General features: G+C 65.2%; 19 protein-coding genes and 1 pseudogene. 10 read left to right on the forward strand and 10 right to left on the reverse strand.

Annotated elements, in window-relative coordinates; genetic code table 11:
* The first annotated feature begins 58 nt into the window (after positions 1-58).
* Entirely contained in the window at positions 59-1,183 is a 1,125-nt protein-coding gene (locus SMN802W_RS0115960; protein WP_019517921.1) for a TIGR03032 family protein, read from the forward strand.
* A gap of 31 nt (positions 1,184-1,214) precedes the next feature.
* On the opposite strand, the gene SMN802W_RS0115965 is transcribed toward SMN802W_RS0115960, so the two are convergent.
* Entirely contained in the window at positions 1,215-2,393 is a 1,179-nt protein-coding gene (locus tag SMN802W_RS0115965) for a heparan-alpha-glucosaminide N-acetyltransferase domain-containing protein (RefSeq protein ID WP_026326215.1), read from the reverse strand.
* A 253-nt stretch (positions 2,394-2,646) separates the two neighbouring features.
* Between SMN802W_RS0115965 and SMN802W_RS0115970 the strand changes: the two genes are divergently transcribed.
* Positions 2,647-4,767: a TonB-dependent siderophore receptor gene (locus tag SMN802W_RS0115970; protein WP_019517924.1), complete on the forward strand. Its 2,121-nt coding sequence runs from the start codon at positions 2,647-2,649 to the stop codon at positions 4,765-4,767.
* 34 nt (positions 4,768-4,801) lie between these two features.
* On the opposite strand, the gene SMN802W_RS0115975 is transcribed toward SMN802W_RS0115970, so the two are convergent.
* Entirely contained in the window at positions 4,802-5,563 is a 762-nt protein-coding gene (locus SMN802W_RS0115975; protein ID WP_019517925.1) for an SDR family NAD(P)-dependent oxidoreductase, read from the reverse strand.
* On the reverse strand, positions 5,564-6,133 hold the full coding sequence (locus tag SMN802W_RS0115980; protein WP_019517926.1) for a type 1 glutamine amidotransferase domain-containing protein: 570 nt from the start codon (positions 6,131-6,133) through the stop codon (positions 5,564-5,566). It lies immediately after the preceding gene.
* A 495-nt stretch (positions 6,134-6,628) separates the two neighbouring features.
* On the opposite strand from SMN802W_RS0115980, the gene SMN802W_RS0115990 reads away from it, so the two are divergent.
* Entirely contained in the window at positions 6,629-9,694 is a 3,066-nt protein-coding gene (locus SMN802W_RS0115990; RefSeq protein WP_019517928.1) for a TonB-dependent receptor plug domain-containing protein, read from the forward strand.
* 124 nt (positions 9,695-9,818) lie between these two features.
* Complete coding sequence (locus SMN802W_RS0115995) at positions 9,819-9,998, forward strand: hypothetical protein (RefSeq protein ID WP_156818949.1); 180 nt, start codon at positions 9,819-9,821, stop codon at positions 9,996-9,998.
* A gap of 214 nt (positions 9,999-10,212) precedes the next feature.
* On the opposite strand, the gene SMN802W_RS0116000 is transcribed toward SMN802W_RS0115995, so the two are convergent.
* Together SMN802W_RS0116000 and SMN802W_RS18045 are read right to left on the reverse strand one after the other, a co-directional pair.
* Complete coding sequence (locus SMN802W_RS0116000; protein ID WP_026326216.1) at positions 10,213-13,233, reverse strand: TonB-dependent receptor plug domain-containing protein; 3,021 nt, start codon at positions 13,231-13,233, stop codon at positions 10,213-10,215.
* A gap of 397 nt (positions 13,234-13,630) precedes the next feature.
* A pseudogene (locus tag SMN802W_RS18045) lies at positions 13,631-14,381 on the reverse strand (IS5 family transposase).
* Positions 14,382-14,534: 153 nt separating this feature from the next.
* On the opposite strand from SMN802W_RS18045, the gene SMN802W_RS18450 reads away from it, so the two are divergent.
* The gene (locus SMN802W_RS18450) at positions 14,535-14,684 is read left to right on the forward strand and encodes a hypothetical protein (protein WP_019517933.1); all 150 of its coding nucleotides are present in this window, start codon (positions 14,535-14,537) and stop codon (positions 14,682-14,684) included.
* A gap of 235 nt (positions 14,685-14,919) precedes the next feature.
* Here SMN802W_RS18450 and SMN802W_RS18610 read toward each other — a convergent pair whose 3' ends face one another.
* Positions 14,920-15,765 (reverse strand): hypothetical protein, encoded by an 846-nt coding sequence (locus SMN802W_RS18610; RefSeq protein ID WP_193378598.1) that lies wholly within the window; start codon positions 15,763-15,765, stop codon positions 14,920-14,922.
* A gap of 192 nt (positions 15,766-15,957) precedes the next feature.
* Here SMN802W_RS18610 and SMN802W_RS0116025 point away from each other — a divergent pair, with 192 nt between their 5' ends.
* Positions 15,958-16,224: a hypothetical protein gene (locus SMN802W_RS0116025; protein WP_019517935.1), complete on the forward strand. Its 267-nt coding sequence runs from the start codon at positions 15,958-15,960 to the stop codon at positions 16,222-16,224.
* Positions 16,225-16,383: 159 nt separating this feature from the next.
* Here the strand turns inward: SMN802W_RS0116025 and SMN802W_RS0116035 are convergent, their stop codons facing one another.
* From SMN802W_RS0116035 to SMN802W_RS0116045, 3 genes are all read right to left on the reverse strand, one after another.
* Positions 16,384-16,572 carry a PAS domain-containing protein gene (locus tag SMN802W_RS0116035; RefSeq protein WP_019517937.1) on the reverse strand — a complete coding sequence of 63 codons (189 nt, stop codon included), beginning with the start codon at positions 16,570-16,572 and terminating at the stop codon, positions 16,384-16,386.
* A 334-nt stretch (positions 16,573-16,906) separates the two neighbouring features.
* Positions 16,907-17,083 carry a hypothetical protein gene (locus SMN802W_RS18780; protein ID WP_238560235.1) on the reverse strand — a complete coding sequence of 59 codons (177 nt, stop codon included), beginning with the start codon at positions 17,081-17,083 and terminating at the stop codon, positions 16,907-16,909.
* 352 nt (positions 17,084-17,435) lie between these two features.
* Positions 17,436-17,807: a winged helix-turn-helix transcriptional regulator gene (locus SMN802W_RS0116045; protein WP_019517939.1), complete on the reverse strand. Its 372-nt coding sequence runs from the start codon at positions 17,805-17,807 to the stop codon at positions 17,436-17,438.
* A gap of 81 nt (positions 17,808-17,888) precedes the next feature.
* Here SMN802W_RS0116045 and SMN802W_RS0116050 point away from each other — a divergent pair, with 81 nt between their 5' ends.
* Both SMN802W_RS0116050 and SMN802W_RS0116055 read left to right on the forward strand, forming a co-directional pair.
* The gene (locus SMN802W_RS0116050; RefSeq protein ID WP_026326218.1) at positions 17,889-18,620 is read left to right on the forward strand and encodes an SDR family NAD(P)-dependent oxidoreductase; all 732 of its coding nucleotides are present in this window, start codon (positions 17,889-17,891) and stop codon (positions 18,618-18,620) included.
* A gap of 41 nt (positions 18,621-18,661) precedes the next feature.
* On the forward strand, positions 18,662-19,984 hold the full coding sequence (locus tag SMN802W_RS0116055; RefSeq protein WP_238560236.1) for an MFS transporter: 1,323 nt from the start codon (positions 18,662-18,664) through the stop codon (positions 19,982-19,984).
* On the opposite strand, the gene bglX is transcribed toward SMN802W_RS0116055, so the two are convergent.
* Positions 19,945-22,236, reverse strand: coding sequence for a beta-glucosidase BglX (gene bglX / locus SMN802W_RS0116060; RefSeq protein WP_019517942.1), 2,292 nt, complete (start codon positions 22,234-22,236; stop codon positions 19,945-19,947). The genes SMN802W_RS0116055 and bglX overlap by 40 nt on opposite strands.
* A gap of 143 nt (positions 22,237-22,379) precedes the next feature.
* On the opposite strand from bglX, the gene SMN802W_RS0116065 reads away from it, so the two are divergent.
* Together SMN802W_RS0116065 and SMN802W_RS17440 are read left to right on the forward strand one after the other, a co-directional pair.
* On the forward strand, positions 22,380-23,444 hold the full coding sequence (locus SMN802W_RS0116065; RefSeq protein ID WP_019517943.1) for a substrate-binding domain-containing protein: 1,065 nt from the start codon (positions 22,380-22,382) through the stop codon (positions 23,442-23,444).
* Positions 23,441-25,532, forward strand: a 2,092-nt coding sequence (locus SMN802W_RS17440) for a TonB-dependent receptor domain-containing protein (RefSeq protein WP_019517944.1), incomplete at its 3' end; no start/stop codon positions are given. The genes SMN802W_RS0116065 and SMN802W_RS17440, both read left to right, overlap by 4 nt.

Below are 25,532 nucleotides of genomic sequence, written 5' to 3' on the forward strand. Positions count from 1 at the left end.
TCTATCACACGCCCGCTGTCCGTCTGGCCGGCGGGTGTGACACTGCGAAGGTTGTTTCATGACGGATCAGGGAGCCGCACCGACGGCGGGCAGCGCGGCTGAGGGTGCCGCGCCGGTGGCCGGTGCGGTCGCGGCTGCGGTGCAGACGGGGACGCAACTGACCGTCTCGCGTGGGATGGCGGACTGGCTGCGGCGTCATCACACCAGCTTCGCCTTTACCTCCTACCAGACCGGGCAATTGTTCCTGGTCGGGCTGCTCGCGAACGGCACCGTATCGTTCAACCAGCAGAATTTCGTCCGCGCGATGGGGCTCTGCTACCAGCCCGGGCGGCTCTACCTCGGCGCGCTGTCGCAGGTGTGGCGGCTGGAGAACATGCTGCGCCCGGGTGAGCGCGCCAACGGGCAGTTCGATCTCGCGCTCGTGCCGCGCAACGCGCAGACGGTCGGTGACGTCGACATTCACGAGGTCGGCACCGACGCCGACGGCCGCGTCATCTTCGTCAACACGAAGTACAGCTGCCTTGCGACGCTTGACCTCGTCCACAGCTTCCGCCCGATCTGGAAACCGCCGTTCATCTCTCGGCTGGCGCCCGAGGATCGCTGCCACCTGAACGGCGTCGCGTTCGACGGCGGCAAGCCGCGCTACGTGACCGCAGTCAGCCGCAGCGACATCGTCACCGGCTGGCGCGAGCGTCGGCACGAGGGGGGCGTGCTGATCGAGGTCGAGAGCGGGCGAATCGTCACCGACCAATTGTCGATGCCGCACAGCCCGAGGCTGCACGATGGTGCCGCCTATGTGCTCGATTCAGGGCGCGGCGAGATCGTCCGTGTCGATCTGGAAAGTGGCGAGAAGACGACGATCGCCTTCTGCCCCGGCTTCCTGCGCGGCATGTCGATCCACAACGGCCACGCGCTCGTTACCGTGTCCAAGCCGCGTAACGGCACCTTCGCAGGGCTCGCGCTCGACGACGCGCTGCGCGGTCGCGATGCGGAGCCGTGGTGCGGCGTGCTGGTGGTCGACTTGGCGAGCGGCGACATCGTCGAGTGGCTGAAGCTCGAAGGCTTCATCACCGAATTGTTCGATGTAGCGGTAATGCCCGGCGTGACCTGCCCGATGGCGATCGGACCCGATACCGCGGAGATCCGCTCAACCATCACCTTCAACCCGCTGCCGCAGCAGTGACGGTCGGGGGCGGACGACAGACCCGCCCCGGCTACAGGTACTTGAGCCAGGCGATGTCGCGCCGGCGTGCCTTCAGGCGCGCGAACCACGCAGTCGGCAGGTAGAGCGGTACGATCAGCGCGGCATACCAGGCGAGCACCCAACCGTAATCGCTCACACCGAAGGTAGCGCCGTGCGTCGCGCCTAGAAGCGCGAACGCCGAATGGTAGAGCAGCCGCAGCATGGTGAGGTGGAACAGGTAGAAGAACATCGGCGCCCCGCCGAACACCGCCAGCGCGGCGGTCAGCTTCGCCTCGTTCAACCGCTCGAACATCGCGAGCAGCAGCGCACCGCAGCCGAGCGTCAGCAGCAGGAACAGCAGCGACGGCGGGTATTTGGTGAGCGCGAAGAAGCTCATCGCGGTGCGCATTCCACTACCCGGCACGACGAACCACGGCGTATCGCCGTAGCCGTTCAGCAATCGCAGCAGCACGAACGCCCCCAGCATCGCGCACCCGCCGACTACCAGCCGCGGCACCCGCACGCGGGCGGGCACTTGGCCTAGGAACCACGGGCCGATCCCCCAGCCGATCAGGATCACGCCGATCCAGGCGAGCACCGGATAGGTCGTCTTGGCGATCAGCCCGAACGGCAGCGCGATCACGTCGCGCTGGTGGAGCAGCGCCCAGGGTACGAAGAACGCGTCGCCGCTGCGCAGATGCACCACGTCGAGCAGATTGTGACCGCAGACGATCACCAGCCCCGCCGCCAGCAGCACCCGCTGCGGCACGCCAATCACCGCGGCGAGCACGATCATGCACACGCCGATGCACCAGATGACCTGCAGCCACAGCGTCGGCGAGGCGATGCCCCAGTAGAGCTCCGACAGGTAGCACACCTCCAGCGCCATCAGCACCACCCCGCGCTTGACCAGAAAGGCGCGTGTCTCCGCTCGCGTGTGCTTGGTCGCGAACAGGAACGCCGATATGCCCGTCAGGATGACGAACACCGGCGCACATAGGCTCGCCGCCAGTCGCGCGAGGTAGAGCGCGGGCAGCGCCACGCGCGCGTCGATCGGATCGGGCATGGGGACGTGCAGGAACCAGGTCTCACGCAGATGGTCGAGCAGCATCAGCACCATCACCAGCCCCCGCAGCGCGTCGATGCTGCGCAACCGCGCACGCGCGACTGGCAAGGCGTGGGGTGTCGGCGTGGGAGCGGCTGCGGTCATCGGCGTCGCCGGCAGCGTGGCGGTGGTCACTATCACGTCCTTCTCGGCTTCGTTCGCGCTCGCGTTGCGGGAGCGTTGCGGGGCGTGCGACGCGCACCGCCGGTTCGTCGGTCATTGGCGCGCCTGTCCGGCGAGCGCCCGCTTCCTGTTGACCCGCGCGCTGCGACAACGCAAGAGCATATGATACAACATATCAAAGCTAATTGGGGCGAAGTTGGTCATCACAAGCATTCGTACACCGCGGCACACGTCAGTGCGCCGTGGCTCCGTCCAGCGCAGCCCGGCCCGGCCAGCGATCACGTCGCACCCGCTCCTGATCGTCGCCGCACTGGCCTCGGGCACGATCGCCGCACCTGCCGCGGCGCAGGTCGAGGAGAAGGCGAGCCGCGAGGAGATCGTCGTGCTCGGCACGCGCCGCTCGCGCGAGGTGACGCTCTCGTCCGATCGCGCGACTGAGCGGATGTCGCAGTCGAGCCGCTCGATCGAGCAGGACCTTCTGCGCGCGGCCGGCACCTATCGTCTCGCCGACGCGCTCGAGCTCGTCAGCGGCAGCAGCCAGCAGAACAATCGCGGCGGCTTTGCAGAGAATTTCGCGATCCGCGGCTTCCTCAGCACCGCCGATGGCGGCGGGGAATATTATGTCGACGGCTTCATCGCCAATCGCGGCAGCGCGCCGGCGCGCGATCCCGCCACGATCGAGCGGATCGAGGTGCTGAAGGGACCGGCGGGCGCGGTGTTCGGCGACATCGATCCCGCCGGCCGCGTCAACATGGTGACCAAGACGCCGCGCTTTACCCCGCAGGCCTCGGCGCGGCTAAGCTACGGTTCGTTCGACACCCGCCGGCTCGAACTCGACGCGACCGGCCCCGTCACCGACACGCTCGCCGCGCGCATCGTCGTCGCGGTGGAGGACAGCGACGGTTACCGCGACTTCGTCACGCTCAAGCGACGCACGGTCGCGCCGTCACTCACCTATCGCGCGTCCGACGCGGTGCAGCTGACCTATGTCGCGCAGTTGATCCGTTACGCCTCGCCGTTCGATCGCGGCGTGATTGCGGTGAACGGCGACGCACTCGCGCTGCCCGCCTCGCGCTTCTTGGGCGAGCCGAACAACGGCGACACGATCGCACGCGACGCGCGGCACCAGCTGACCGGCGAGGTGCGATTGGCGGAGGGCTGGTCGCTGGTCGGCGGGGCGGCGTATCGCACCGGATCGCTGCGCGGTTTCTCGGCCGACCAATCGCGGCTGGTCGGCGGTCGCACGCTATGGCGCCAGCGTCGCGAGCGCGGTTACGAAGTCGAGGATCTGGCCGCCCGGCTCGAGCTGCGCGGCGAGGTGGCGGCGCTCGGCACGCATCGCCCGAGCGTCGGGGTAAAGGGCTATACGCTCGATTACCTAGAGCTGCTGCGCCGGCGTAATCCGGGCGATCCGGCGCGGGGAGGGTTGCCCTACGCGATCGACATCTACGATCCGGCTTATGGCGTCGCACAGGCAGCACCGCTGCTGCCCAGCATCGACCAGCGCGAGAAGCGCCGCGTTGTGACGCTCTACGCGCAGGATTTGTGGGATTTGGGGAACGGCGTCTCGCTGGTGGGCGGCGCGCGCTACGACCATGTCGACCAGAAGCTGCGGCGCAACCTGACCGGCGCGACCTCGCAGCGCATCAGTCAGCCGGTCACGTTCCGTCTGGGCGCACGCTACCAGATCGACCGCGCGCTCGCGGTGCACGCCAATTGGGGCGAGTCGACGCTGCTTAACTCGGGCAGCGGCGCGGACGGTGCCGCGTTCGCGCCCGAGCGCGGGCAGGGCTATGAAGTCGGCGTCAGCGGGCGCTGGGCCGGACTAGACGTCGGCGCGACCTGGTTCGACATCCGCAAGTCGAACGTCCTCACCACCGATCCGCGCGACGTCAATTTCCTCGCACCGGTCGGCACGCTGCGCAGCCGGGGCATCGAGTTCGACGGCACGCTCCGGCTCGGGCGCCACTGGCAGGCGGTGGCGAATTATGCCTGGACCCGCGCGCACTATGACGACGAGACGTTCCCGACACCGCGCGCGCTCAACGTGCCCGACCACTCGGGCTCGGTCTTCGTCGCCTACACGCAGGAGACGACACGTGGCACATGGCGGATGAGCGCCGGCGCGACCTATGTCGGCACACGGTCAGGCGCGACCGACACCAGCGGTCTGGTCCTGCCCGCCTATACCAAGGTCAAAGCCGCGGCGGAGGCACCGCTGACGCCCTGGTCGACGATTCGGCTCGAAGCGGACAATCTGCTCAACGAACGCTACGCGCTCAGTTCGTACAACAGCTACTGGATCTACCCCGGGGCCCCGCGCACGGTGCGGCTGTCGCTAAACGCGGTGCTGTGAGGGGAGGCGGACGCGCGGCCCGCCCCGAGCCACATCACGACAGCGGCGGTTGACCGTTTGAGGCGCTCAGCCCGCCGTCGACCGGCAGGTTTACGCCGGTGACGAAATGCGCGTCCTCGCTGGCGAGAAACGCGATCGCGCCCGAGATGTCGGCGGGTTCGGCACCGCGGCCCATCGGGATGCGCTCCTCGAACTTGGCGATCAGCTCTGGCTGCTCCTTCATGCCGGCGGTGAGCGCGGTATAGGTGAGCGACGGGTTGACCGCGTTGACGCGGACGCCGTGCTTGGCCTCGTCCATCGCGAGTGCACGGGTGAAGTTGGTCACCGCGCCCTTCGCCGCGCAGTAGAAGCTGTGGTTCCAGTCGCCGCCCAGTCCCGACACCGACGAAATGTTGACGATGCATCCCTTTGACTGCCGCAGATGCGTGATCGCGGCGCGGCTCATGTGGACGACGCCGTAGAGGTCAGTCTCAATCACCTTGGTGAACTCGTCGAAGTCGCCCTCGTCAACCAACCCCAAGTGATCGACGCCGGCGTCGTTGACCAGCACGTCGATCCGCCCGAAGCGGTCGACCCCCGCCTTCACCAGCGCCTCGCACGCTTCTCGGTCAGACACGTCGGTCTCGCGTGTCTCAACGATGCCGCCCAGTTCGCCCGCCAGCTTGTCGAGCGCGGCCTTGTCGATGTCCGCCAGCACCAACGTCGCGCCTTCCTCGGCGAAGCGGCGCGCGGCGCCCTCACCGATGCCCGACGCGGCACCGGTGATGACGACGACCATGTCGGAGAAGCGCGCCATTTACGCGTTCTCCGCCTGGGTGTCGTGCTTGCCCTCGCAGAATTCCTCGACCAGCTTGGCGCAGAAGGCGGGGAGATCGTCGGGGTTACGGCTGGTGACGAGGCCCTGGTCGACGACCACTTCCTGATCAACCCAGCTGCCGCCCGCATTCTCGATGTCGGTCTGGAGCGTCGGGAACGAGGTCAGCGTGCGGCCGCGAACCTGATCGGCCTCGATCAGCGTCCATGGTGCGTGGCAGATCGCGGCGACGGGCTTCTTCGCGGCGAAGAAGTCGCGGACAAAGGCGACGACCTTGTCCGACCCGCGCAATTTGTCCGCGCCGACGCAGCCACCCGGGATGACGAGCCCGTCGAACTGATCCGCCGACACCTCGCCGATGGCCTTGTCGATCGTGAACTTTTGGCCGGGATCGAGATCGTTGTTGAATGTCTCCGCCTCGCCCGTCTCCAGGCTGATGACGGTGACCGTGCCACCGGCCTCTTCGACCGCCGCCTTGGGCTTGGTGAATTCGGGCTCTTCGGTGCCGCGCGGCGCGATCAGGATCGCGATCTTCTTGCCTTCGAGCTTCATGCTGGTTCGTCCGATCTGGGGGGAGGGGCGCCGCATAAAGGCGCCGGGGATCATCGAACGAGCGCGCATGTGGTTCCGACGCGGCCATCTGAAGATGTAGGAAATCGCACCATTTCAGCATCTTGCTCGAGTAACATTCGCCAGACTAAACGTGTAAGTCGACATGTATGCCAGTAGACACGTCGGCTTGAGCGAAGGCCATACGGCCCCGACGTGCATAAGCATCGCCACTATTAAGCGTGGCTGACGCTCGTTGCCTTTCCTAAGCGGCTCCGAAGTTTGACCAAGCTGGCAGCTAACATTGTGCCTAGCTGAGCTCACCGGCGAGTGCGGGAGGACCCAGCATCAAGGAATGTGACCAGATCATTAACTTGTGATGAATTTGCAACATAAATGCAGGTAAACTGTCGTAATCGTAATATCGCACTTGTAAACGCGGCTGCAATGCTGCCTTTTATTTCCATACAGCAAAAATGCTGAAATATGGGGGTCTTAATGCGCTTCACACGGCTTCTGGGTGCGTCCGCACTCGCATCGTCGCTCGTTCTGCTACCGCTCACCGCATTGGCGCAGACCAACGGCACTACTGCTGACGGCCAAGCAGTCGACCAAACCAACGCCCGCCCCGACGCGACTCAGGTTCCGGCTGATTCAATCAATCCTGCCTCACCATCGGCTGCGGAAGCAGAACCTGCCGCCTCGGGCGAGATCACCGTTACCGGTTCGCGGATCCGTCGTGACGAGTTCACCACCGCCGAGCCGATCACGGTAATCGGCAAGGACGAGGTCACGCAGTCGGGCTTCAACAGCGTCACCGACGCGCTGCAGAGCAATGCGATCACGCAAGGCACGTCGCAGATTAACAACGCTTACGGTGGCTTCGTCACCGACGGTGGTACCGGCGCCAACACGGTTGGTCTGCGCGGCCTGGGTGCCAATCGTACGCTGATCCTGCTGAACGGTCGCCGCCTGGCACCGGGGGGCTCGCGCGGATCGCTGCTTTCGCCCGATCTGAACGTGCTGCCGACCGCGATCCTCGACCGGATCGAGGTGCTGAAGGCGGGTGCATCATCGGTCTACGGTTCGGATGCGGTTGCGGGCGTCATCAACATCATCACCGATCAGAAGATCCGCGGCCTGCGGCTCGACGCGCAGGTCAACGTGCCGGAGGTCGGCGCCGGCGTCGATCACCGCGTGTCGGGCGTGTTCGGGTTCAACAACGACCGCTTCAGCCTTGTCGGCTCGGTCGAATATCGCAAGCGCGACCAACTCTCGCTCAACGATAGCAAGTTCTTTACCTGCCCGGTTGGTGGGTTCCTCGACGGTGAGGGCAGCGCTTTTGGTTCGGGTGACCCGTTCCCGGTCGGCGATCCGCGCAACTGCTTCACCACCAACAATGGCGGCACGACCATCAATACGTTGGGCCTACCGACGCGCGATGCGATCGGGCGTACCAGCGGCATCGTTGGTCGGTTTAATCGGTTCGTACCCGCGTCAGGGGTGACCACAGGTCCCTTCCCCGGTTACCTCGGCGTTGGTGCTTTCGACCGCGACACGTTTGACCCACAGTCGCAGGAAGAAGCGCTGATTACCGGCGTCGAAACCTACACCGGCTATCTGAGCAGCACGTACAAGACCGACCTGCTCGGCAACGCCGAGATCTACGGTGAGCTGCTGGCGACGCGTCGCAAGTCGTCGTCACCGCTGTATCGCCAGCTGAGCCTCGACTATCTGCAGGGCAGCCCGCTGCTCCCGGCCGACATCCGCAACGGCCTGTTCGCCGCACCGACGCCGACGTCAAGCGGCCGCAATATCGCAGCACGCGCGTTCATCAGCTACGGCCTGACCTCATCCGACCAACAGGTAGACTACGTGCGCGCCTCAGGCGGCGTACGCGGCGACTTCTTCTTCGATAAGTGGCGCTACGACGCCTACGTCGGCAAGTCGTGGAACGACGCGATCTACGAGTCCGAGTCGTTCCTGACCGATCGGCTGGCCAACTCGCTCAATGTCGTTGCGAATGCCAACGGCACCTTCAGCTGCGCCAGCGCCGCGTCCAACGCGAACTGCGTTGCCGCACCCGCGCTCAGCGCGGCGGTGATCGGTGGTCAGCTACCGCAGAACTTCCGTGACTACATCGTCGCGAACACGATCGGTAACACCAAGTTCCGTGAAACGACGTTCGCGTTCAACATCGATGGCCCGCTGTTCAAGCTGCCAGGTGGCGATGTTCAGCTGGCGCTGGGTGCCGAATACCGCAAGCAGAGCATCAACGATCAACCCGATCCCAATTCGGTTTCGGGCAATCTGTTCGGCTTGACCGCCGCGACGCCGACGGTCGGTAAGGACAACGTCAAGGAAGTCTTCGGTGAAGTCTTCCTTCCGCTGCTGGCGGACATACCGTTCTTCCACCGCCTCAACCTGACCGCATCTGGCCGCTACACCGATTATGCCTCTTACGGGTCCGACTTCACCTACAAGGCAGCGGCCGAGTGGGAGCCGATCCGGGGCTTCGGGTTCCGCGGCAGCTACGGCACGTCATACCGCGCGCCGGCACTCGCCGAACAATTTCTCGGCGCCACCAGTGGGTTCCTCAGCTCACAAACCGATCCGTGCAGCGCGCTGCCGGTCGCAGGCGAGCAATCGCCCAACCAGCAGATCATCGCACGCAACTGCGCCTCGATCGGTCTGCCCGCCGACTTCGAGCAACGTAATGGTGTCACCAGTTTCCGTGTCGGTGGCGCAGCGGCGGGCCTGAGCGCGGAAACGTCGAAGAACTGGACGGTCGGTGCGGTGCTTCAGCCGCGGCTGCCTGAATCGTTCGGTTCGTTCTCGCTCTCGGTCGATTATTTCGACGTCAAGGTCAGCAACGGGGTCTCGGATCTGAGCGGCGCGACGATCCTCAATCGCTGTTACGGCAACGCTAATTTCGACCCCAACGGCGGTTTCTGCCGCTTCGTGACGCGCGACGCCAACCAGGCGCTGACCGTCACCAGCAGCTTCGTCAATCTGGCGGAGAACATCGTCAAGGGTTTCGAGATCAATGGGCGCTACGCGCGTGACGTCTTCGGTGGCCGCTTCATTCTGAACGCTGCGGTAACCAAGTTCACCGAGCAGTCGAGCCGGCTGTTCCCCGAAGAGTTCCTGACCGACTCGAACGGCATTGTGACCGCACCTGCTTGGTCGGGTAGTTTCGACGCGATCTACACCATTGGTTCGGCGACGTTCCGTTATGGTCTTGATTGGGTCAGCGGCGATCATCACCGCACCTATAATTACTTCGCGTTCGACAATTTGACCGGGATTACCGACCCTGCCCTCGTTCAGAGCTACAAGGACAGCTATTACCTCGAGGCGGACGATTACTTCCTTCACTCGCTGTCGGTGCAGTTTAATATCGCGCAGCAGTATCAGCTGACGGTCGGTGCGCGTAACCTGCTCAACACCGCTCCGCCGAAGATTTCGGCAGTCGGCTTCTCAACTCAGGGTAACGCGCCGCTGTACTCGGGCTATGATTATGTCGGCCGGACGCTGTTCGCGAACGTGAACTTCAAGTTCTGATTCCTGACCTCTGAAAACCCGAAAGGGGAGCCGTACGGGACGTGCGGCTCCCCTTTTTTGTCGATGCCTTCAATCGGCCATGGCAATGGTGCCCGCGTGCTGGGCCGCGGCAAAGGAGATTGATATGTCGCAATCCACCTACTGGTTTGCCGTCGGCATGCTCTGCGTTATCGGATCGGCGATCACCGCGTTTGGTGAATGGCGGACCTATCGCCGCTCGCGCCAAAACTCGCATCTCTGGGGAGCGTGTTCGATGCTGCTCCTGGGACTGTTGGTCGCCTCCTTCGGCCTGGTTGCGCACTGACGCGACCGTGCCGACGGCATCGCTGCCGGGCCAGAGGCATGCCCGCTGGCGTACCTGAAGCCCGTATCGGCTTAGTGTAGAAAGATCAGGAAGGTGGCCGGCACACCCGACAACTTCCGCCGCATATCGCTGTCTATGCGTCTATCGCGCGCAGCGCCGATGGCGCAAAAAAACGGCCGGCCACGTGCATGGCCGACCGCTTCTGTGTCGATGATCAGAACTTGGTCGTGACGTTGACGAAGAACTGACGGCCGACGAAGTCGTAGCCGCTGTAAAGCGGCGCGTTGCCGACGCGGTTGTACGCGCCCGACGAGATGAACGGTGGATTCTTGTTGAACAGATTGCGTGCACCCACACCGATTTCAAACTTCGGGGCACGGTAGTTGAACGACAATGAATGCAGCCAGTAGTCAGGCGTCTTCAGGATGTAGGTGTTGTCGTAGCCGAAATCGGCCAGATAGTCGGTCGAGTCGGTGTGCTGCGTCCATTCCAGGCCATAGCGAACGTTGAAGTTGCCGACACCGTAGTTGACGTCGAACACGCCCGTGAAACGCGGATTAAACAGCAGGCCGACCTGGTCAATGATCGGGTCAGTCGGCAACGTCTGGGTGTAACGCTTCAGGAACTGCGTCACCTGTGCACCCAGACGCAGATCACCAGGTCCAACGTGCGCCGAGAAGCGCGCAACATAATCAATCCCGCGCAGGATGCTGGTTGAGATGTTGACGTAACCCGTCGTGACCGTCAGCTGGTACGGTGCCGTGGTGCTGCGCTGCAGGAAGTTGCAGACCGCGTTCTGGCGGAACTGCGGCGAATCGTAGCACTGGCTCTGGATCGTTGCCGAACTCAGCTGGCTGATCCCATTATCCACCTTGATATCGAAATAATCGGCCGCGAACGAGAAGTCACCGAAGCTGAACTTCGGCTTCAGCACGGCACCAGCGCCCCAGTTGGTCGAGGTTTCGGCCGACAGCCCGGACTCGGCACCGCCACGCTGCTGGATTGTGACGCTATTGGTGGCTTGGAAACCGAGCGGAATACCATCTGCCTGGCAGTTGGCGAGACGCACCGGCGAAGTTGTTGCACTCAGATTGTTACAGATATCGGTGCTTGCGGCACCAAAGCCTGTAGTTGCGCCAAGGAACTGCTCGAACAGCTGCGGTGCACGGAACGACGTGCCGTAGCTGCCGCGGAAAGTCAGCCACCGCGTCGGTGACAGCGAGCCACCCACCTTGTATGTTTCCTGCGAACCATAAGAAGCATAGTCGGTGTAGCGTCCTGATGCGTTCAGCGTCAGGTCGTGGATCACCATGTCACGCAACACCGGCACTTCTAGCTCGCCAAACACTTCGTTCACGCTGTCGCTGCCGCGTGTCACGGTAGAGGACGAGAAGTTGTAAACGTTATTGTTCTGCGAGTCCTCGGACGGCGTGTCGTTGATGCTGTACTCGCGACGCTCGAAACCGACCACTGCCTGGACTGGCCCGGCGGGTAGGGTGAACAGCGGACCGTCAAACGACGCGTTGTAGACGGTTTCGCGGAACTTGGTTGTGCCGGTCACCGGAGCGCTGATGTAGTCGATCCAGTTCTGCGGAAACACGCCGGCGAGCACGTTGTTCGACAAGGCCGGTGCCGCCACGCAATTGCCGACGGGATTGCGGCACGCGAAGCCGCTGCCCGATGCAACAACGTCGAGGCTCTGCTGCAGCCTGTTGGTAAGCACGAGATCGCTGGTGTAGCTCGAATCCGACCACGCCTTGCTGGCGTAGAAGTCGTAGCGCCAGTCACCCGGCAGCTTGCCGCGAATGCCACCACCGAACTTCACGAAGTCGACCGTCTGGTAGTTGTTGTACGTACCAAAATTGGTGAAGGCACGCGCTGCAACGGGTACGCCGGGCTGCGCCGTGGTAGTACCGGTGGCCGAATAGGCTAGGAACGTACCGCCACGCAGATTGGCCGGCAGCAGCAGGCTGCCCTGGTTGTAGTCGATCGAAAGCTGACGGTTGCCAATCTGATCCGACTTGCGGCGCGAAGCGACGAGTTCGGCGTACACCTCGGCGTCGCCGAGCGCACCCAATTCGTAAGTTCCGTTTAGGAAGCCGTTGTAATTCTCGGTCGGCGAGATCAGCGCCTGCGACAGCAGGCTGGGAGCGAAGGTATCGCGGATGTCGGTGCTAAGCGTACCGCCGCCAACGCACTCGTAACCCGGCAGCGTCCCCGTCGTCACCGCCGTGTTCGGACGGAAACGATTACAGACGCCAGAGTAATTTGCGGGTACGCCGGGGGCGAGGGCAACCGTGGTGCCCGCACGATTGGGCAGGCCAAGCGTATTGATCGTAACGCCGCTAGCGCCCGTGCCGGCCGCGATGCCGTAGCACTTTGACTGCCCTGTGCGCGGATCGATGAAGTCGCCGCTGCCCGGTTCGCCGCCGGCGGCACTGCGCCGGTAATCGGTCTGGCATTGCGTGAAATCGCGATCGCTAAAGCTTAGCTGATCGCGCCGGTAGTATTCCGCCGATCCATTGATGGAGAAGCGATCTCCCGTGTGGCCGAACACCGCCGCTAAGCGCTTCTCTACGCCCGCGCCAACCTCGGGCACGTTGACCTGTCCGCTGAGCTCAATACCATTGATGTTGTTGCGTGTGATGACGTTAACAACGCCCGCGATCGCGTCCGAGCCGTACACCGACGAAGCGCCAGCGTTCAGCACCTCAACGCGGTCAACCATCGCGGTCGGCAGCGAGTTGAGATCGACCGAGCCAACAGTACCGCGCGACCCCGATGGCGCCAAGCGACGACCGTTGAGCAGAACCAGCGAGCGTGACGTACCCAGACCACGGAGCGACAGCGTGTTGGCGCCCGGACCGCCGTTGGTGACGTAACCACCATAGGCGTTGTTGATCTGAGCGGTACCGTTCGTGACACCCGTGCTCTGAAGCAGCGAAGTCGAGGTGTTGAACCCGGCCTCGGTACGCTCGGTGTTGCTGATCACCGTGATTGGGTCGGCCAGATCAAAGCGATTACGACGGATACGCGAACCGGTAACGACGATGTCGCCGTCCTTGGACTTGCTCGTGCCGTCGGCGTTTAGATCGGCATCATCCGTCTGCTTAGTATCTGTCCCCGCCTTGGCGTCAGTTTCGCTTGGTGTGACTGGCACCTGTGCCTGAGCGGCCAATGGCACCAGCAATACGCCGTACAAAGCTGTGGCGCAGAGTAGCTCCCGTGTTTTCATTCATTCCCCCGAGGTGACGCGATATTTTATTGCGCAGAGAGGGAATGCAAAATGCGACAATAACTTACAACAAGGTCTGCATTCTGATAACGGTTTTACAAGCAACGTTGCAAACATATCACACAGCGGTTTGCAAGTATAACAGCGTTGTTGTCCTATATCCCGTTTTTAAACAGATCCACATCGCTACATGTCGTCTCGACATTCTGGATTAATTATCAAAAGCAAAGACTATCTAGCCTTGGTTTATGCGCAGACTTGCTTCTGATGTTTTAGGAACGATGGGGTGCATGACCTTCGCGGTTGATATGGCTCATTGGCAAATGATGACTATTATACTCGCCGATCTCGCGTAGTATGAGCGTCGCATGCTAGGGTCAGGACTCGTTGATCATAGTCAGAAGATAACGGTGGCAGCGAGAGCGACGGCGGAGAAGAAGGCCGTGGGGCAGCGATCGTAGCGGGTGGCAACACGCCTCCAGTCCTTGAGGCGGCCGAACATGATCTCAATGCGGCTGCGACGCCGGTAACGACGCTTGTCGTATTTGACCGGCTCGTTGCGTGATCGCCGGCCCGGAATGCAGGGCTGGATGCCCTTGGCCTGGAGGGCGTCGCGGAACCAGTCGGCGTCGTAGCCGCGGTCGCCGAGCAGCCATTGTGCTTTTGGCGGTCGTCCAGCAGGGCTGCCGCGCCGGTGTAGTCGCTGACCTGGCCGGCGGTCATGAAGAAGCTCAAGGGGCGGCCGTTCGCATCGGCAACGGCATGGAGCTTGGTGTTCATGCCGCCTTTCGTGCGTCCGATCAGGCGGCCGAGATCCCCTTTTTAACCCGCAGGCTTGATGCCGTGCGGTGTGCCTTCAGGTAGGTCGCGTCGATCATCACGGTCTTGGGCTCGGCATCGCCCGCAGCTAACCCCTCCATTATGCGCGTGAACACGCCTCGCTCGCCCCAGCGCTTCCACCGGTTATACAGCGTCTTGTGAGGACCATAGGCGCTGGGCGCATCTCGCCAGCGCAACCCATTGCGGTTGACGAAGACGATGCCGCTCAGCACCCGCCGGTCATCCACACGAGGCTTGCCATGGCTCTTTGGAAAGAACGGCCGCAGCCGCTCGATCTGCTCGTCCGTCAGCCAAAACAGGTCACTCATCCCGGTCTCCTCCCGGAGCCTGAATCAGATCGCGACGCTCACATCAATGGGTCCTGACCCTAAGTGAGCAGGGTCGATGAGGCCTTGCAGCGACACGGGTACCGTTGGGATGATTGCTCGGACTATTGAACGATCTACAGCGGCTTCGCGGGCGTGGTCACCGACAGCAACGACGCCGATCAGCATGGCCGTTGCATGTTGTGCACCAGCAATGACCGCGACGGGCTCGTGCAGTTGGTCGCGCAGGCATTGTGGGACAGCCGGCGGGAAGAAGGTGATCTGCTATGGAAGCAGGCGGATTAGTAGCAGTCAAAGTTTGTGAGCTGGCCAGCGCGGCGTTTGCGTCGCTGGAGCGACGGCCCTTCTAGTCCAGGCTCCACATCCACCAGATTGCCGACAGCCGCATGACCATGCTGATCACGGCTGCGATCATAGCGGCGCGAAATGCACAAACGCCTTCGTCGGTCCGGCCCAAGCTCATGCGTTGGTGCGTAGATGCCGAGGGTCGCGCCGGCCGCGCGATACTTGGCGCGACCGGTCAGCTGGATAGGCCCATGCCGCTTGTAGCGCTTACCATCGCTGGACTGCGTGTTGCCGAGATCGGCGCAGCCCTCGTACGCCACCCTACTGGCGATCTCCTCCATGTAGCGAAGCTGCCGCTCTCATGGCCGCACTGACCGATGAAGTGGATCAGCCGCAATGGAGCGTCGAGGATACCGTGCGTGCGGAAGTGAAGCGCGACAGGTAGGCCGAGCTCCTGCGCGATGTCGGCCTTGGCACCGAAGCGCGCGAACAGCGCGGTGAACGTCACAGGCCCCGGCAGGTTGTTGGGCACGACGCCGAGGCAGTGCTGCATCGGAATGGCGTCGAACTTAAGGAATGTCCTCTTGTGCCGCTGCCGCAAAGTGTGCAGCTTGGCGGGCGTGATGAACCCCTCAGGCGCTCCGTTGAAAGGCGGGGCGCTTTTTTTTCTAAGCGCGCAGGCAGGTCGGAAGAGCTTTCCTTCCAATTGGCAGCGCGCGGTTGCGGCGTAGACAAAGCTCAGCCAGAATGGGTGCCGGACCGATCTCCTTCGGTTCCCTACGGGGGGCGTCTCACTCTCTTCAGCAGGAGTGAGACGCTCAACGGTCAGCAGATCTTGTCGATCTCGCGCAGCGTGGGGGTTATCTCCGGGGGGGTACGGGTGCGGCCCAATGTCCTCGCGCTTGGTAATCGCGTGTTCCCAGATTTGCGGCAGGAGCTCGGCATTGCGCACGTGCGGGTGGAGCACGCGGAGCGCTAGGCGCACCGATTTGCGGCTGCTCTCGAGCGGCTTTCGGCAGGACTGCTCGAGCACCTGCAATGCGAGGTTCACAGCCAGCATCTTCGCGCGCCGTTTGCGCATCTTGGGTGTCATCTGGCCCAAGGGCAGGGGAAATACCGCAACGCCGCGGCTGCCGCAGGTTGGCTTGCCGCAGATCTAGTTATGCCGGACCGCGATCCAATCCATCGATGGCGGACCATGCCCGCTTTAACGCGGAACAGAAGGGGAGCGAAAGACTCGTTTTTGTACGATGGTCGCGAGCATCATGGGCGAATGAGCGATTCGCGTTTCATCGCTACCGGCACTGCGAGCGGGCGCGCTTCCACCAATCATCACGGCGAGACGTTTGGCGCGTGGTTGCGCGTTCAGGTCGATCGGGAGAGGTTGGTCGGCCAGCTGGTCGCCGGCGCAAAGCTCGGCCGCCGCTTCCCGCGCGACGGCAGCCCAGAGGACGTGCGCCGCCATCTCGCCGCGATGCAGGCAGAGGACGACCTGTTCGAAGCGGTCGACGAGGCGGATATCGACTGGCGGGCATACTAATGGCCGACCCGCGCGCCCGCATGCTGTGGCGGCAGCCGACGTGATCCACGATCACCGCGGCATGATACGCTGTGAGTTGTGTCGCACGGACGATCGCGACAGCTTGGTCGAGCAGCTGGTCCGCGACATGTTCGAAAGCCGCTGCGACGGCACACACGATTAATCGTCGACGTCGTGGCTCAGCTCCTCGAGTGCGGACACGCCGTGCATCTTCAGCGCCGCGTCGTTCGCCCACAGCAACGTCTGGTCGGGATCGATTAGGATCACGCCCTCGTCGAACCCCGCGATGATCTGGCGCAGGTGGCGCAGATCGGCGGTCTCGCGCAATGAAGTCAGTGACGCGGCCATGCGCTCAGGCGCGATCGCCGTGGATCAGCCAGCCGAGCAGATACCCGCCGATGCCCGCGCCCAGCGCGGCGAGCACCGCCCATGCGGGGTTGTCTGAAACCGCAGCGTTCGCCTTGCGGGTGCCGAGTGCGGCCGCGTGACCGGCTGCATCACGGGCACGATCGGCCGCATCGCTTAGGCGCTCCTTCGCCTCGTCGACGAAGCCGGGCGTGACATCGATCGCGTCCTCGGCGACCGAGCGCGCGCGGCCGTAAAGGTTCTCTGCGCCACCCGCGACCTGATCGACGACGCCGTCGACCTGCCACTCGCGACTGTCGACCGCGTCGCCGACCGCCTACTCGACCTTGCCGCCCAGATAGCGCGCACCGCCGTGCAGTTCGTTCTTGTTCATGCCTGTTCCTCCACCGGGCGAGCGCACGCGCCACCTCCCGCATGCGGACACGAGCCACGTCGCGGCGAGCGGGCGGGGATAGGGGCGTGCGTCACCATCAAGTCCGTTACGGCTGCGCAACACAAGCGGTTCGGACCCATCAACCTATGTTGTCAATTTTGGTTGCTGGTAATTTGCTACGGTAGGATTGGTGTTGTTCTACTATGGAGGATCAGAGGACAGCAAAGCGTGACGCGTCAAATAGCTGTCCCGATGCGTCAACCTACCAGGAGCGCCGTACCGGTGAGACCAGCGACAACCAGTAGACCAGTCGCGATGGCACCATGCCTGAGCCCGGCTAATCTCGCCGCAGTTGCACCGCATGAGTGTGTCATATCGGCTTACCCCGGCAGGCACTCGTTGTAGGCATCATCTTTCAAGAATGATAATACATCTTATGTAAAACAACGTCTGTGTAGGACGGAACGCCGCGTCACGCGGTATCGCTGTTGGGGGCGAACGCCGCTTCATGCTTCAGCGCCCAGGAGCAAAGCGCCTCGAACGGCTCGCGCAGTGAGTGGCCGAGCGGCGTGATTGTGTAGCGGACGCCGATCGGGGTGGTCGGGATCACCGTGCGCGTGACCAGCCCGTGCCGCTCCAGCCGCTTCAACGCATCGGCCAGCGACTTGTGGGTGATGCCGTCCAGCCGCCGCTTGATCTCGTTGAAGCGTGCAGGCTCGGGGCAGAGCACCGTCAGGATCATGATCGTCCATTTGTCTGCGATCTTGTCCAGCACGGGCCGGATGCGCGGTACGTCCATCATCGCCTGACAGGAGAGCGCGTGGAAGTCGGTATTGTCGGTCATATCTACGCTAATCCAGGTGCGCTCTTGTTGGCAGATATGCTTCGTATATCTGGTTTGCCGTCGCGAGTGAAAGGACGAATGATGGCAAGGATGACAGGCAAGGTCGCGTTGGTGGTGGGCGGCGCGAAAGGGATCGGTCTCGCGATCGCGCACCGGCTGTCGCAGGAAGGCGCGACGGTGTTGCTGACCGGGCGCCGCGCGAGTGAAGTCGCCGCAGCGGCGGAGCGGATCGGACCCTCGGCGCAGGGGATCGAGGCGGACGCGGCCTCCGCGGCCGACCTGACGCGCGTCGTGGACGAGGTCAAGCGTCTGCATGGCCGGATCGACCTGCTGGTGCTGAACGCCGGACTGTCCGAGCCGGCGAGGATCGCGGAGGAAACGGCGGAGCATTTCGACCGCCACTTCGACGTCAACGTGCGCGGCGCGCTGTTCGCCATCCAGGCGGCGGTGCCCGCGATGGGCAGCGGCGCGTCGATCGTGCTCATCGGCTCGATCGCCGGTGGCATGGGGGTGACGCCCTATAGCACCTATGCGGCGACCAAGGCGGCGCTGCGATCCTATGCTCGCAGCTGGGCGGCCGAGCTCGCGCCGCAAGGCATCCGCGTCAACGTGGTGTCGCCGGGGCCGACCGACACCGACATGATGGCCGTGGTGCCCGAGGAAATGCGCCAGACGCTGATCGCCCCGATTCCCTTGGGCCGCATGGCACGCGTCGATGAGGTGGCCGCGGCTGCCGCCTTCCTCCTCAGCGACGAGGCCAGCTTCGTGACCGGGGCAGAGCTGTGCGTCGATGGCGGGATGCGGCAGGTCTGACGCAAGGCGGGGCAGGACACGCCCTTGGCATCGCCGCGTCGGTGACCGATGAGGCGGCGGTGACGCCGCTCGAGCATCCCCGACGATCGACCCTGGCGCTGTTCGGCTCGGGCGATTTCGCGTTCAACCTCTACTGGCAGGCGATAAACCTCTACCTGCTGTTCTTCTACATCGACGCGCTGCAGCTGCCGCCCGCGGTCGCGGGTATTGTGTTCATGGTCGGGACGGTGTGGGACGGCGCGGCGGATTTCTGCGCGGGTGCGGTCGCCGAGCGTACCACGGTCGCGTACCGCCGGCTGGTCGGCCTCGGCGCGGTGCCGCTGGGGCTGGCGTTCGTCGCGATGTTCGCGGTGCCGGCCGGACACGCGCTGCTGGCGCTGGCGGCGCAGATCGTGTTCCGCACGCTCTATGCCTTCACCAACGTCCCCTACGCTGCTTGGACGACGCGGGCGGCGACGACGAGCGCGGCGCGCGCGACGATTGCGGGGTGGCGGATAGGGTTCGGCGCGGCCGCGGGCGCGCTGGTGGCGTTCGCGCTGCCGGTGCTGGTCGCCGGGGCGGGCAGCTACGCTGCGGCCGCGGCGGTGCTGGCGCTCGCCGGAACGCCGCTGCTGCTGGTGATCGCTTGGCGCGTGCCCGAGACGCGCGCGGAAGTGGGCGCCCCCACCCTGCCTGCGACGCTCCACGCGCTGGCGCTGCTCGTGCGTAATCGGTTCTTCGTGGCGCTTAATCTCGCCGCGGCACTGGGCGGGGCCGCGGCCGCGTTGATGGGACAGTCGGTGCTCTATTTCTTCCGTTACGTGCTCGACGACGCCGAAGGCGGGGCGCGCGCGCTGACCGCGATGGCGTTGGTCAGCGTCGTCGCGGTGCCGGCGTGGACGTGGGTGGCGCGGCATCGCGGGGCGAGATTGGCGTGGCTGGTCGCCGGCGCCCTCGCGCTCGTGCCGCCTGTCGTGCTGGCGCTGGTGGCGCCGGGCAGCATCGCCACCGCAGGATTCCTGCTGGCGATGCAGGCGGCGTTCGCGGGGGTGTGGCTGGCGGCGTGGACGCTCCTGCCAGACGCGGTCGACTGGGGCGCGGCCAAGAACGGCGAGCGGGTCGAGGCGCTGGCGTTCGGCACCTTCGCACTGGCGCAGAAGGTCGCGCTGGCGCTCGCCGGTTTCGCGATCGGCGCGGTGTACCAGTATGCGGGTTTTCGCAGCGGCGCGCCGCAGGGACCGGGCGCGATCACCGCGATCCGCTGGCTGATGCTCGCCGGTCCCGCCGTCTTGGTCGCGGCGATGCTGGCGGCGGTGTTCGCCATCCCGCACCGCCGTGACGCGTGTCAAGCGAGCACGAACTCGCCCGACACGCCGTCCGCCTGAGCCGAGGGCGCGATCCACACGCGGAAACGTCCGGGCTCGACCGTGGGCTTGAGGTCGCGTCCGACGAACAGCAGATCGGCGCGACGAAGCGTGAAGCTGACCTGCTTCGCCTCGCCGGGCGCGAGCGAAACGCGCTGGAACGCCTTCAGCAAGCGCACCGGCTGGGTGATGCTGGCGGTTACGTCGTGGACGTAGAGCTGCACCACCTCATCCGCCGTGCGGCTGCCCGAATTGCGGATCGTCGCGCGTGCGGTGAGCGGCGTGTCCGCGCTCATCCGTGCAGACCCGAGATCGAGCGCGGCATAATCGATCGTGCCGTAGGTCAGCCCGTGGCCGAAGGCGAACCGCGCCTGATTGGGATACTCGCGGTAATGCGCCTTGTACTCGGTGAGTGGTCCCGGCGGGTTGGGCCGCCCGGTGCTCTTGTGGTCGTAGTGGTACGGCTCCTGCCCCGTCGCATAGGGAAAAGACACCGGCAGCCGCGCCGACGGGCCGACACGCCCGAACAGCACATCGGCGATCGCGGGGCCATCGCGTGAACCCAGGAACCAGGTGACGAGGATCGCCGACGCGCCCAGCACCGGCTCGGTGAGCGCCAGCGCGCGGCCGGTGCGCAGCAGCACGACGACGGGCTTGCCCGTCGCCGCGACCGCTTCGGCCAGCGCGACTTGCGCGGGCGGCACCACCACGTCGACGCGCGACTGCGCTTCGCCCGACATGCGCTGGCTCTCGCCGATCGCGAGCACGACGACGTCGGCCGCGCGCGCCGCGGCGACCGCGGCGTCGATCCCGCCGGGTAGCGCGTCGTCGACGCCGCTGCCTGCGGTGACGCTGACCGAGGCGGCGTCGCGCACAACCGCGCGCACGCCCGTCTCGAGGTCGACCGCCTCCGCGTCCGTGCCGTAGACGTTCCACGGCCCGATCAGGTCGTGCTGCCCGCCCGCGAACGGGCCGATCAGCGCGATCTTCTTCCCCGTGGTCGGCAGCGGCAGGAGCCCCTCGTTCTTGAGCATCACGATCGAGCGCGCACCCGCCTCCTGCGCCAGCGCGAGCGTCGCGGGTGTGCGGACACGCGCCTTCTCGCGGCGTGGATCGATGCGACGGAAGGGATCGTCGAACAGCCCGAGCTGTACCTTGAGCGCAAGCACGCGGCGCACCGCCTGGTCGAGCCGCGCCATCGGCACCTCGACCTTGGCGACCAGATCCGGCAGATGCTTGATGTAGAAGGCGCTCTGCATGCTCATGTCGACGCCCGCCATGAAGGCGAGCTTGGTCGCCTCGCGCGCGTCCGCGGCGAAGCCGTGCGCGATCAGCTCTTCGTCGCCGGTGTAGTCGGACACGACCAGCCCGTCGAAACCCCATTCGCGGCGCAAGACCTTAGTCAACAACCACTCGTTGGCGGTCGCGGGGACGCCGGCGATCTCGTTGAACGAGGCCATCGTCGTTGGTGCCCCAGCGGCAAAGGCGCTCTCGAACGGCGGGAAATAGACCTCGCGCAAAGTGCGCTCGGACACGTCGACGCTGTTATAGTCGAGCCCCCCCTCGCCCGCGCCGTAAGCGGCGAAATGCTTGGCGCAGGCAGCGACCGCGTCGGGCGCGGCGAGCCCGCGCTCGCCCTGGAACCCGCGCACGCGCGCTGCCGCCATGACCCGGCCGAGCAACACATCCTCGCCCGCGCCCTCGACCCCCCGGCCCCAGCGCGCGTCGCGCGCGACATCGACCATCGGCGCGAAGGTCCAGTCGATCCCCGACGCGGCCGCCTCCGCGCCCGCCGCGCGCGCGGTGCGGCGCGCGAGTTCGGGATCGAAGCTGGCGGCCTCGGCGAGCGGCACGGGAAATACGGTGCGCAGCCCGTGGATCACGTCGGCCGCGAAGATCAGCGGTATCTTGATCCGCGCCTCGCGCATCGCGACGCTCTGCATCCGCCTGGCCATCACCGCGCCGTTGCCGTTGAACACGCCGCCCAGCCGCCCGGCACGCACCTCCGCGAGTTGCCCGTCGAAGCTCGACGCCGCGCCCGCGGGATTGAGCGCGGTCGCCGCACCCCCGGCCCAGGCCGCTGCCATTAGCGTCACCTGCCCCGCCTTTTCCTCGACCGTCATCTGCGCGATCAGCGCCTCGACCTCGGGCGGCAGCGTCGCCGTCTTGGCGGCCGCCTGCGCCAGCAGCGCGCGTGCCGGGCTCGCCGCCCAGGCCGCTGCCATGCCCGCCCCCATCAGCACCGCGCGCCTCGGCATCGTCGCCATCGTCATTCGTTCTTCCTCACCCAAGGTCCCGCGTCATCGCCGCGCACCCAGCTTTAAACAAGGTTGTTGAACCGTCCGTGTGATCGATGTAACCGGTTACAACAAGAGGCGGATGTGCGGCCGGCGCGTCGCCTGCTTGTCGGGAGGGGATGAACGTGACGGGTACACCCGCGGGCAAGACCAGTGCTGCGGCCAATGCCACGATCCGCGACGTCGCGCGCGAAGCCGGCGTGTCGGTCGCATCGGTGTCGCGCGCGCTGAACGGTCTGGGCACCGTCCGCCCCGAGATGCGCCGCCATGTCGAGGAGGTCGCCGCCCGGCTCGGCTACGTGCCGCACGCGGGCGCGCGCAATCTGAGCCTCGCGCGATCGGGCGCGATCGGCGTGGTGCTGCCCGACCTGCACGGCGAATTCTACTCCGAGCTTCTGCGCGGCATGGACGGCGAGGCGCGGGTACGTGGGCTGCACCTGATGCTGATGGTGATGCATGACGAGGCGACCCGCGGCGTCGCGGCGCTTCAGTCGATGCGCGGACGCGTCGACGGGCTGGTGCTGATGGCGCCGCATTTGCCTGCCGATGAACTGCTGCGCCACCTGCCCGCCGGCATGCCCGTCGTGCTGCTCAATTGCGCCGATGACGCGCGCGCGTCGCTCAGGATCGACAATGCAGCCGGCGCGGAGGCGATGGTCGATCACCTGATCGCAAGCGGTCGCCGCGCGATCGTCCACATCTCGGGGCCCGCTGGCAACGTCGACGCCGACGAGCGTCTGCGCGGCGCACAAACCGCCTGCGCGCGCGCCGGCGTCGATCTGTGCGTCCTGCACGGCGACTTCGACCAGGGATCGGGATCGCGCGCAGTCGCGACGCTGTTGGCGGAGGAAACCGCGTTCGACGCGATCTTCGCCGCCAACGACATGATGGCGATCGGAGCGATGATGGCGCTGCGCGAGGCGGGTGTTTCGGTGCCCGAGCACGTCGCGATCGCAGGCTTCGACGACATCCCGCTCGCCCGGTTGATCTCGCCCGCGCTCACCACCTTGAGCATCGAGATCGCCGATTTCGGGGGCAGCGCGGTCGCGCGGCTCGCCCAGGTCATCGCCGGCGAGGACGATGGCACGCCCGAACGGCGCGCGCCCGTCCTCGTCGCGCGCCAATCCACTAGTTCGATAATCAACACGATCCCGGCAGACCGGGCACACAGGGAAGAAGCATGAACAAGACGATGTTGCGCGCCGCCTTTGCCGCGGCGACCGCGCTGGCTGGCGGCGCGGTGATGGCGCCCACGACCGCGAGCGCGCAGGTGGGCCAGGCCTCTTTACGCGGTACGATCACCGCCCCGGCCGACAATCCGGTGGTGGAGGTGAGCGCAGTCGAGGTCGCGACCGGCATCCGCCGCACCGTGCCGGCGGGCGCCGACGGCAGCTACAATTTCGCCTCGCTGCGCGCAGGCACCTACAAGCTGGAGATTCGGCAGAAGAACGGCGTGCGCCAGTCGGACGCGTTCACCCTGCGCGTCGGGCAGACCGCGGGGCTCGACCTCGACCTGAGCGCGACCCTCACTGCGCCTGCCACCCCGACCGAGCCGGAAGCGGGCGGCGCGACCGGGACCCAGCCTGCGGGCACGCCCTCGACGGGTGCCGAGACCGCGAGCGACGGCGACATCATCGTGACCGGCAGCCGCATCCGCTCGCTGTCGGGCGGACAGGTCGGGATCAACATCACCCCCCGGCTGATCGAGCAGCTGCCGCAGAACAACCGCAACTTCCTCGCCTTCGCCGATCTGGCACCGGGCGTGCGCTTCCTTGAGCAGGCGGACGGCACCTCGCGCATCCAGGGTGGCGCGCAGGACAGCCGCACCGTCAACGTGTTCATCGACGGCGTCAGCCAGAAGGATTACGTGCTCAAGAACGGGATCACCGGTCAGGACACGTCGCAGGGCAACCCGTTCCCGCAGCTCGCGATCGGCGAGTATCAGGTGCTGTCGTCGAACTACAAGGCGGAGTTCGACCAGGTCAGCTCGGTCGCGATCACCGCGGTGACCAAGTCGGGCACCAACGAATTTCACGGCGAGGGCTTCTTCGACTACACCGACCAGAGCCTGCGCGATCGCCGCCCGAGCGAGCTGTTCCCGACGCGCCTGCCCAAGGTGGAGACGACGCAGAAGCAGTTCGGTGCGGCGCTGGGCGGTCCGATCATCAAGGACGTGGCGCATTTCTTCGCCAGCTACGAGGGCAAGCGCCTCGACACGCCGTATGACGTGCGGCCCGAAAACGGCATTCCGGCCAGCTTCCTGCCGAGCCAGTACCAGAGCAATTTCGGCACCTTCTCGAACTCGTTCAAGGAGGACCTGTACTTCGGCAAGATCGACATCGTGCCGACCGACCGCGACCTGATCGAGCTGTCGGGCAAGTACCGCGACGAGAGCGGCGTGCAGAACGGCACCGGCTTCCTCGCGCCATCGGGGTCGACGCTCAACAAGGTCGAGGACATCCGCGGGCTGCTGCGCTGGCAGCATACCGCCGACAATTGGATCAACGACGCGCGCGTGTCCTATGAGGACAGCAAGTGGAGCCCGCAGCCCGCGGTCGACGGCAACGCCTTCCTGCTCCAGCGCACGCAGGTGCAGGTCGATCCGGTAACGAGCGCGCGGACGTTCGTGCGCTCCAACCTGCTGCAATACGGCGCCGGCACCAATTTCCAGGACAAGGGGCAGAAGGGCTGGACCGTTCAGGACGATTTCACTTGGACCGGCTTCGAGGGCCACACGATCAAGGTCGGGTTCAAGACCAAGTTCGTGAAGCTGCGCTCGCTCCAGCAGAACCTCACCAACCCGCTCTACACCTACGACGTCAACGCCTACAGCCAGACCGGCTTCAACGACGCGAACCCGTACCGGCTGCAATTCGGTGCGGCGGGTCCGGCGGGCAATGGCCTGGTCACATCGAACAACTTCCAGCTCGGCCTCTACGCGCAGGACGACTGGGACGTGACCGACCGGCTGACGCTTAACCTCGGCCTGCGCTGGGATTACGAGCGGACGCCCGGCTACCTCGATTACGTGACGCCGTCCGAGATCGTGAACGCGGTGTCACCGGCGAATTACGTCAATCTGGTCGGCGCCAATTACGCGGTCAGCGACTATATCTCGACCGGGCGCGAGCGAAAGGCGTTCACCGGCGCGTTCCAGCCGCGACTGGGCTTCACCTACCGCTTCGACGAGGCGGGCCGCTTCTCGATGTTCGGTGGCTACGGCCGCTCGTACGACCGCAACCAGTTCGACTTCCTCCAGCAGGAGCTCGCGC

The sequence above is a fragment of the Sphingomonas sp. Mn802worker genome (genome assembly GCF_000382485.1).
Classification (GTDB): Bacteria; Pseudomonadota; Alphaproteobacteria; order Sphingomonadales; family Sphingomonadaceae; genus Sphingomonas.

What these genes read in the sequence shown, in the direction of transcription:
- SMN802W_RS0115960 (WP_019517921.1), top strand. Translation starts at nt 59, where the DNA reads ATGACGGATCAGGGAGCCGCACCGACGGCGGGCAGCGCGGCTGAGGGT.
- SMN802W_RS0115965 (WP_026326215.1), bottom strand. Translation starts at nt 2,393, where the DNA reads ATGACCGCAGCCGCTCCCACGCCGACACCCCACGCCTTGCCAGTCGCG.
- SMN802W_RS0115975 (WP_019517925.1), bottom strand. Translation starts at nt 5,563, where the DNA reads ATGGCGCGCTTCTCCGACATGGTCGTCGTCATCACCGGTGCCGCGTCG.
- SMN802W_RS0115980 (WP_019517926.1), bottom strand. Translation starts at nt 6,133, where the DNA reads ATGAAGCTCGAAGGCAAGAAGATCGCGATCCTGATCGCGCCGCGCGGC.
- SMN802W_RS0115990 (WP_019517928.1), top strand. Translation starts at nt 6,629, where the DNA reads ATGCGCTTCACACGGCTTCTGGGTGCGTCCGCACTCGCATCGTCGCTC.
- SMN802W_RS0115995 (WP_156818949.1), top strand. Translation starts at nt 9,819, where the DNA reads ATGTCGCAATCCACCTACTGGTTTGCCGTCGGCATGCTCTGCGTTATC.
- SMN802W_RS0116000 (WP_026326216.1), bottom strand. Translation starts at nt 13,233, where the DNA reads ATGAAAACACGGGAGCTACTCTGCGCCACAGCTTTGTACGGCGTATTG.
- SMN802W_RS18610 (WP_193378598.1), bottom strand. Translation starts at nt 15,765, where the DNA reads ATGCGCAAACGGCGCGCGAAGATGCTGGCTGTGAACCTCGCATTGCAG.
- SMN802W_RS0116025 (WP_019517935.1), top strand. Translation starts at nt 15,958, where the DNA reads ATGAGCGATTCGCGTTTCATCGCTACCGGCACTGCGAGCGGGCGCGCT.
- SMN802W_RS0116035 (WP_019517937.1), bottom strand. Translation starts at nt 16,572, where the DNA reads ATGGCCGCGTCACTGACTTCATTGCGCGAGACCGCCGATCTGCGCCAC.
- SMN802W_RS0116045 (WP_019517939.1), bottom strand. Translation starts at nt 17,807, where the DNA reads ATGACCGACAATACCGACTTCCACGCGCTCTCCTGTCAGGCGATGATG.
- SMN802W_RS0116050 (WP_026326218.1), top strand. Translation starts at nt 17,889, where the DNA reads ATGGCAAGGATGACAGGCAAGGTCGCGTTGGTGGTGGGCGGCGCGAAA.
- bglX (WP_019517942.1), bottom strand. Translation starts at nt 22,236, where the DNA reads ATGACGATGGCGACGATGCCGAGGCGCGCGGTGCTGATGGGGGCGGGC.
- SMN802W_RS0116065 (WP_019517943.1), top strand. Translation starts at nt 22,380, where the DNA reads ATGAACGTGACGGGTACACCCGCGGGCAAGACCAGTGCTGCGGCCAAT.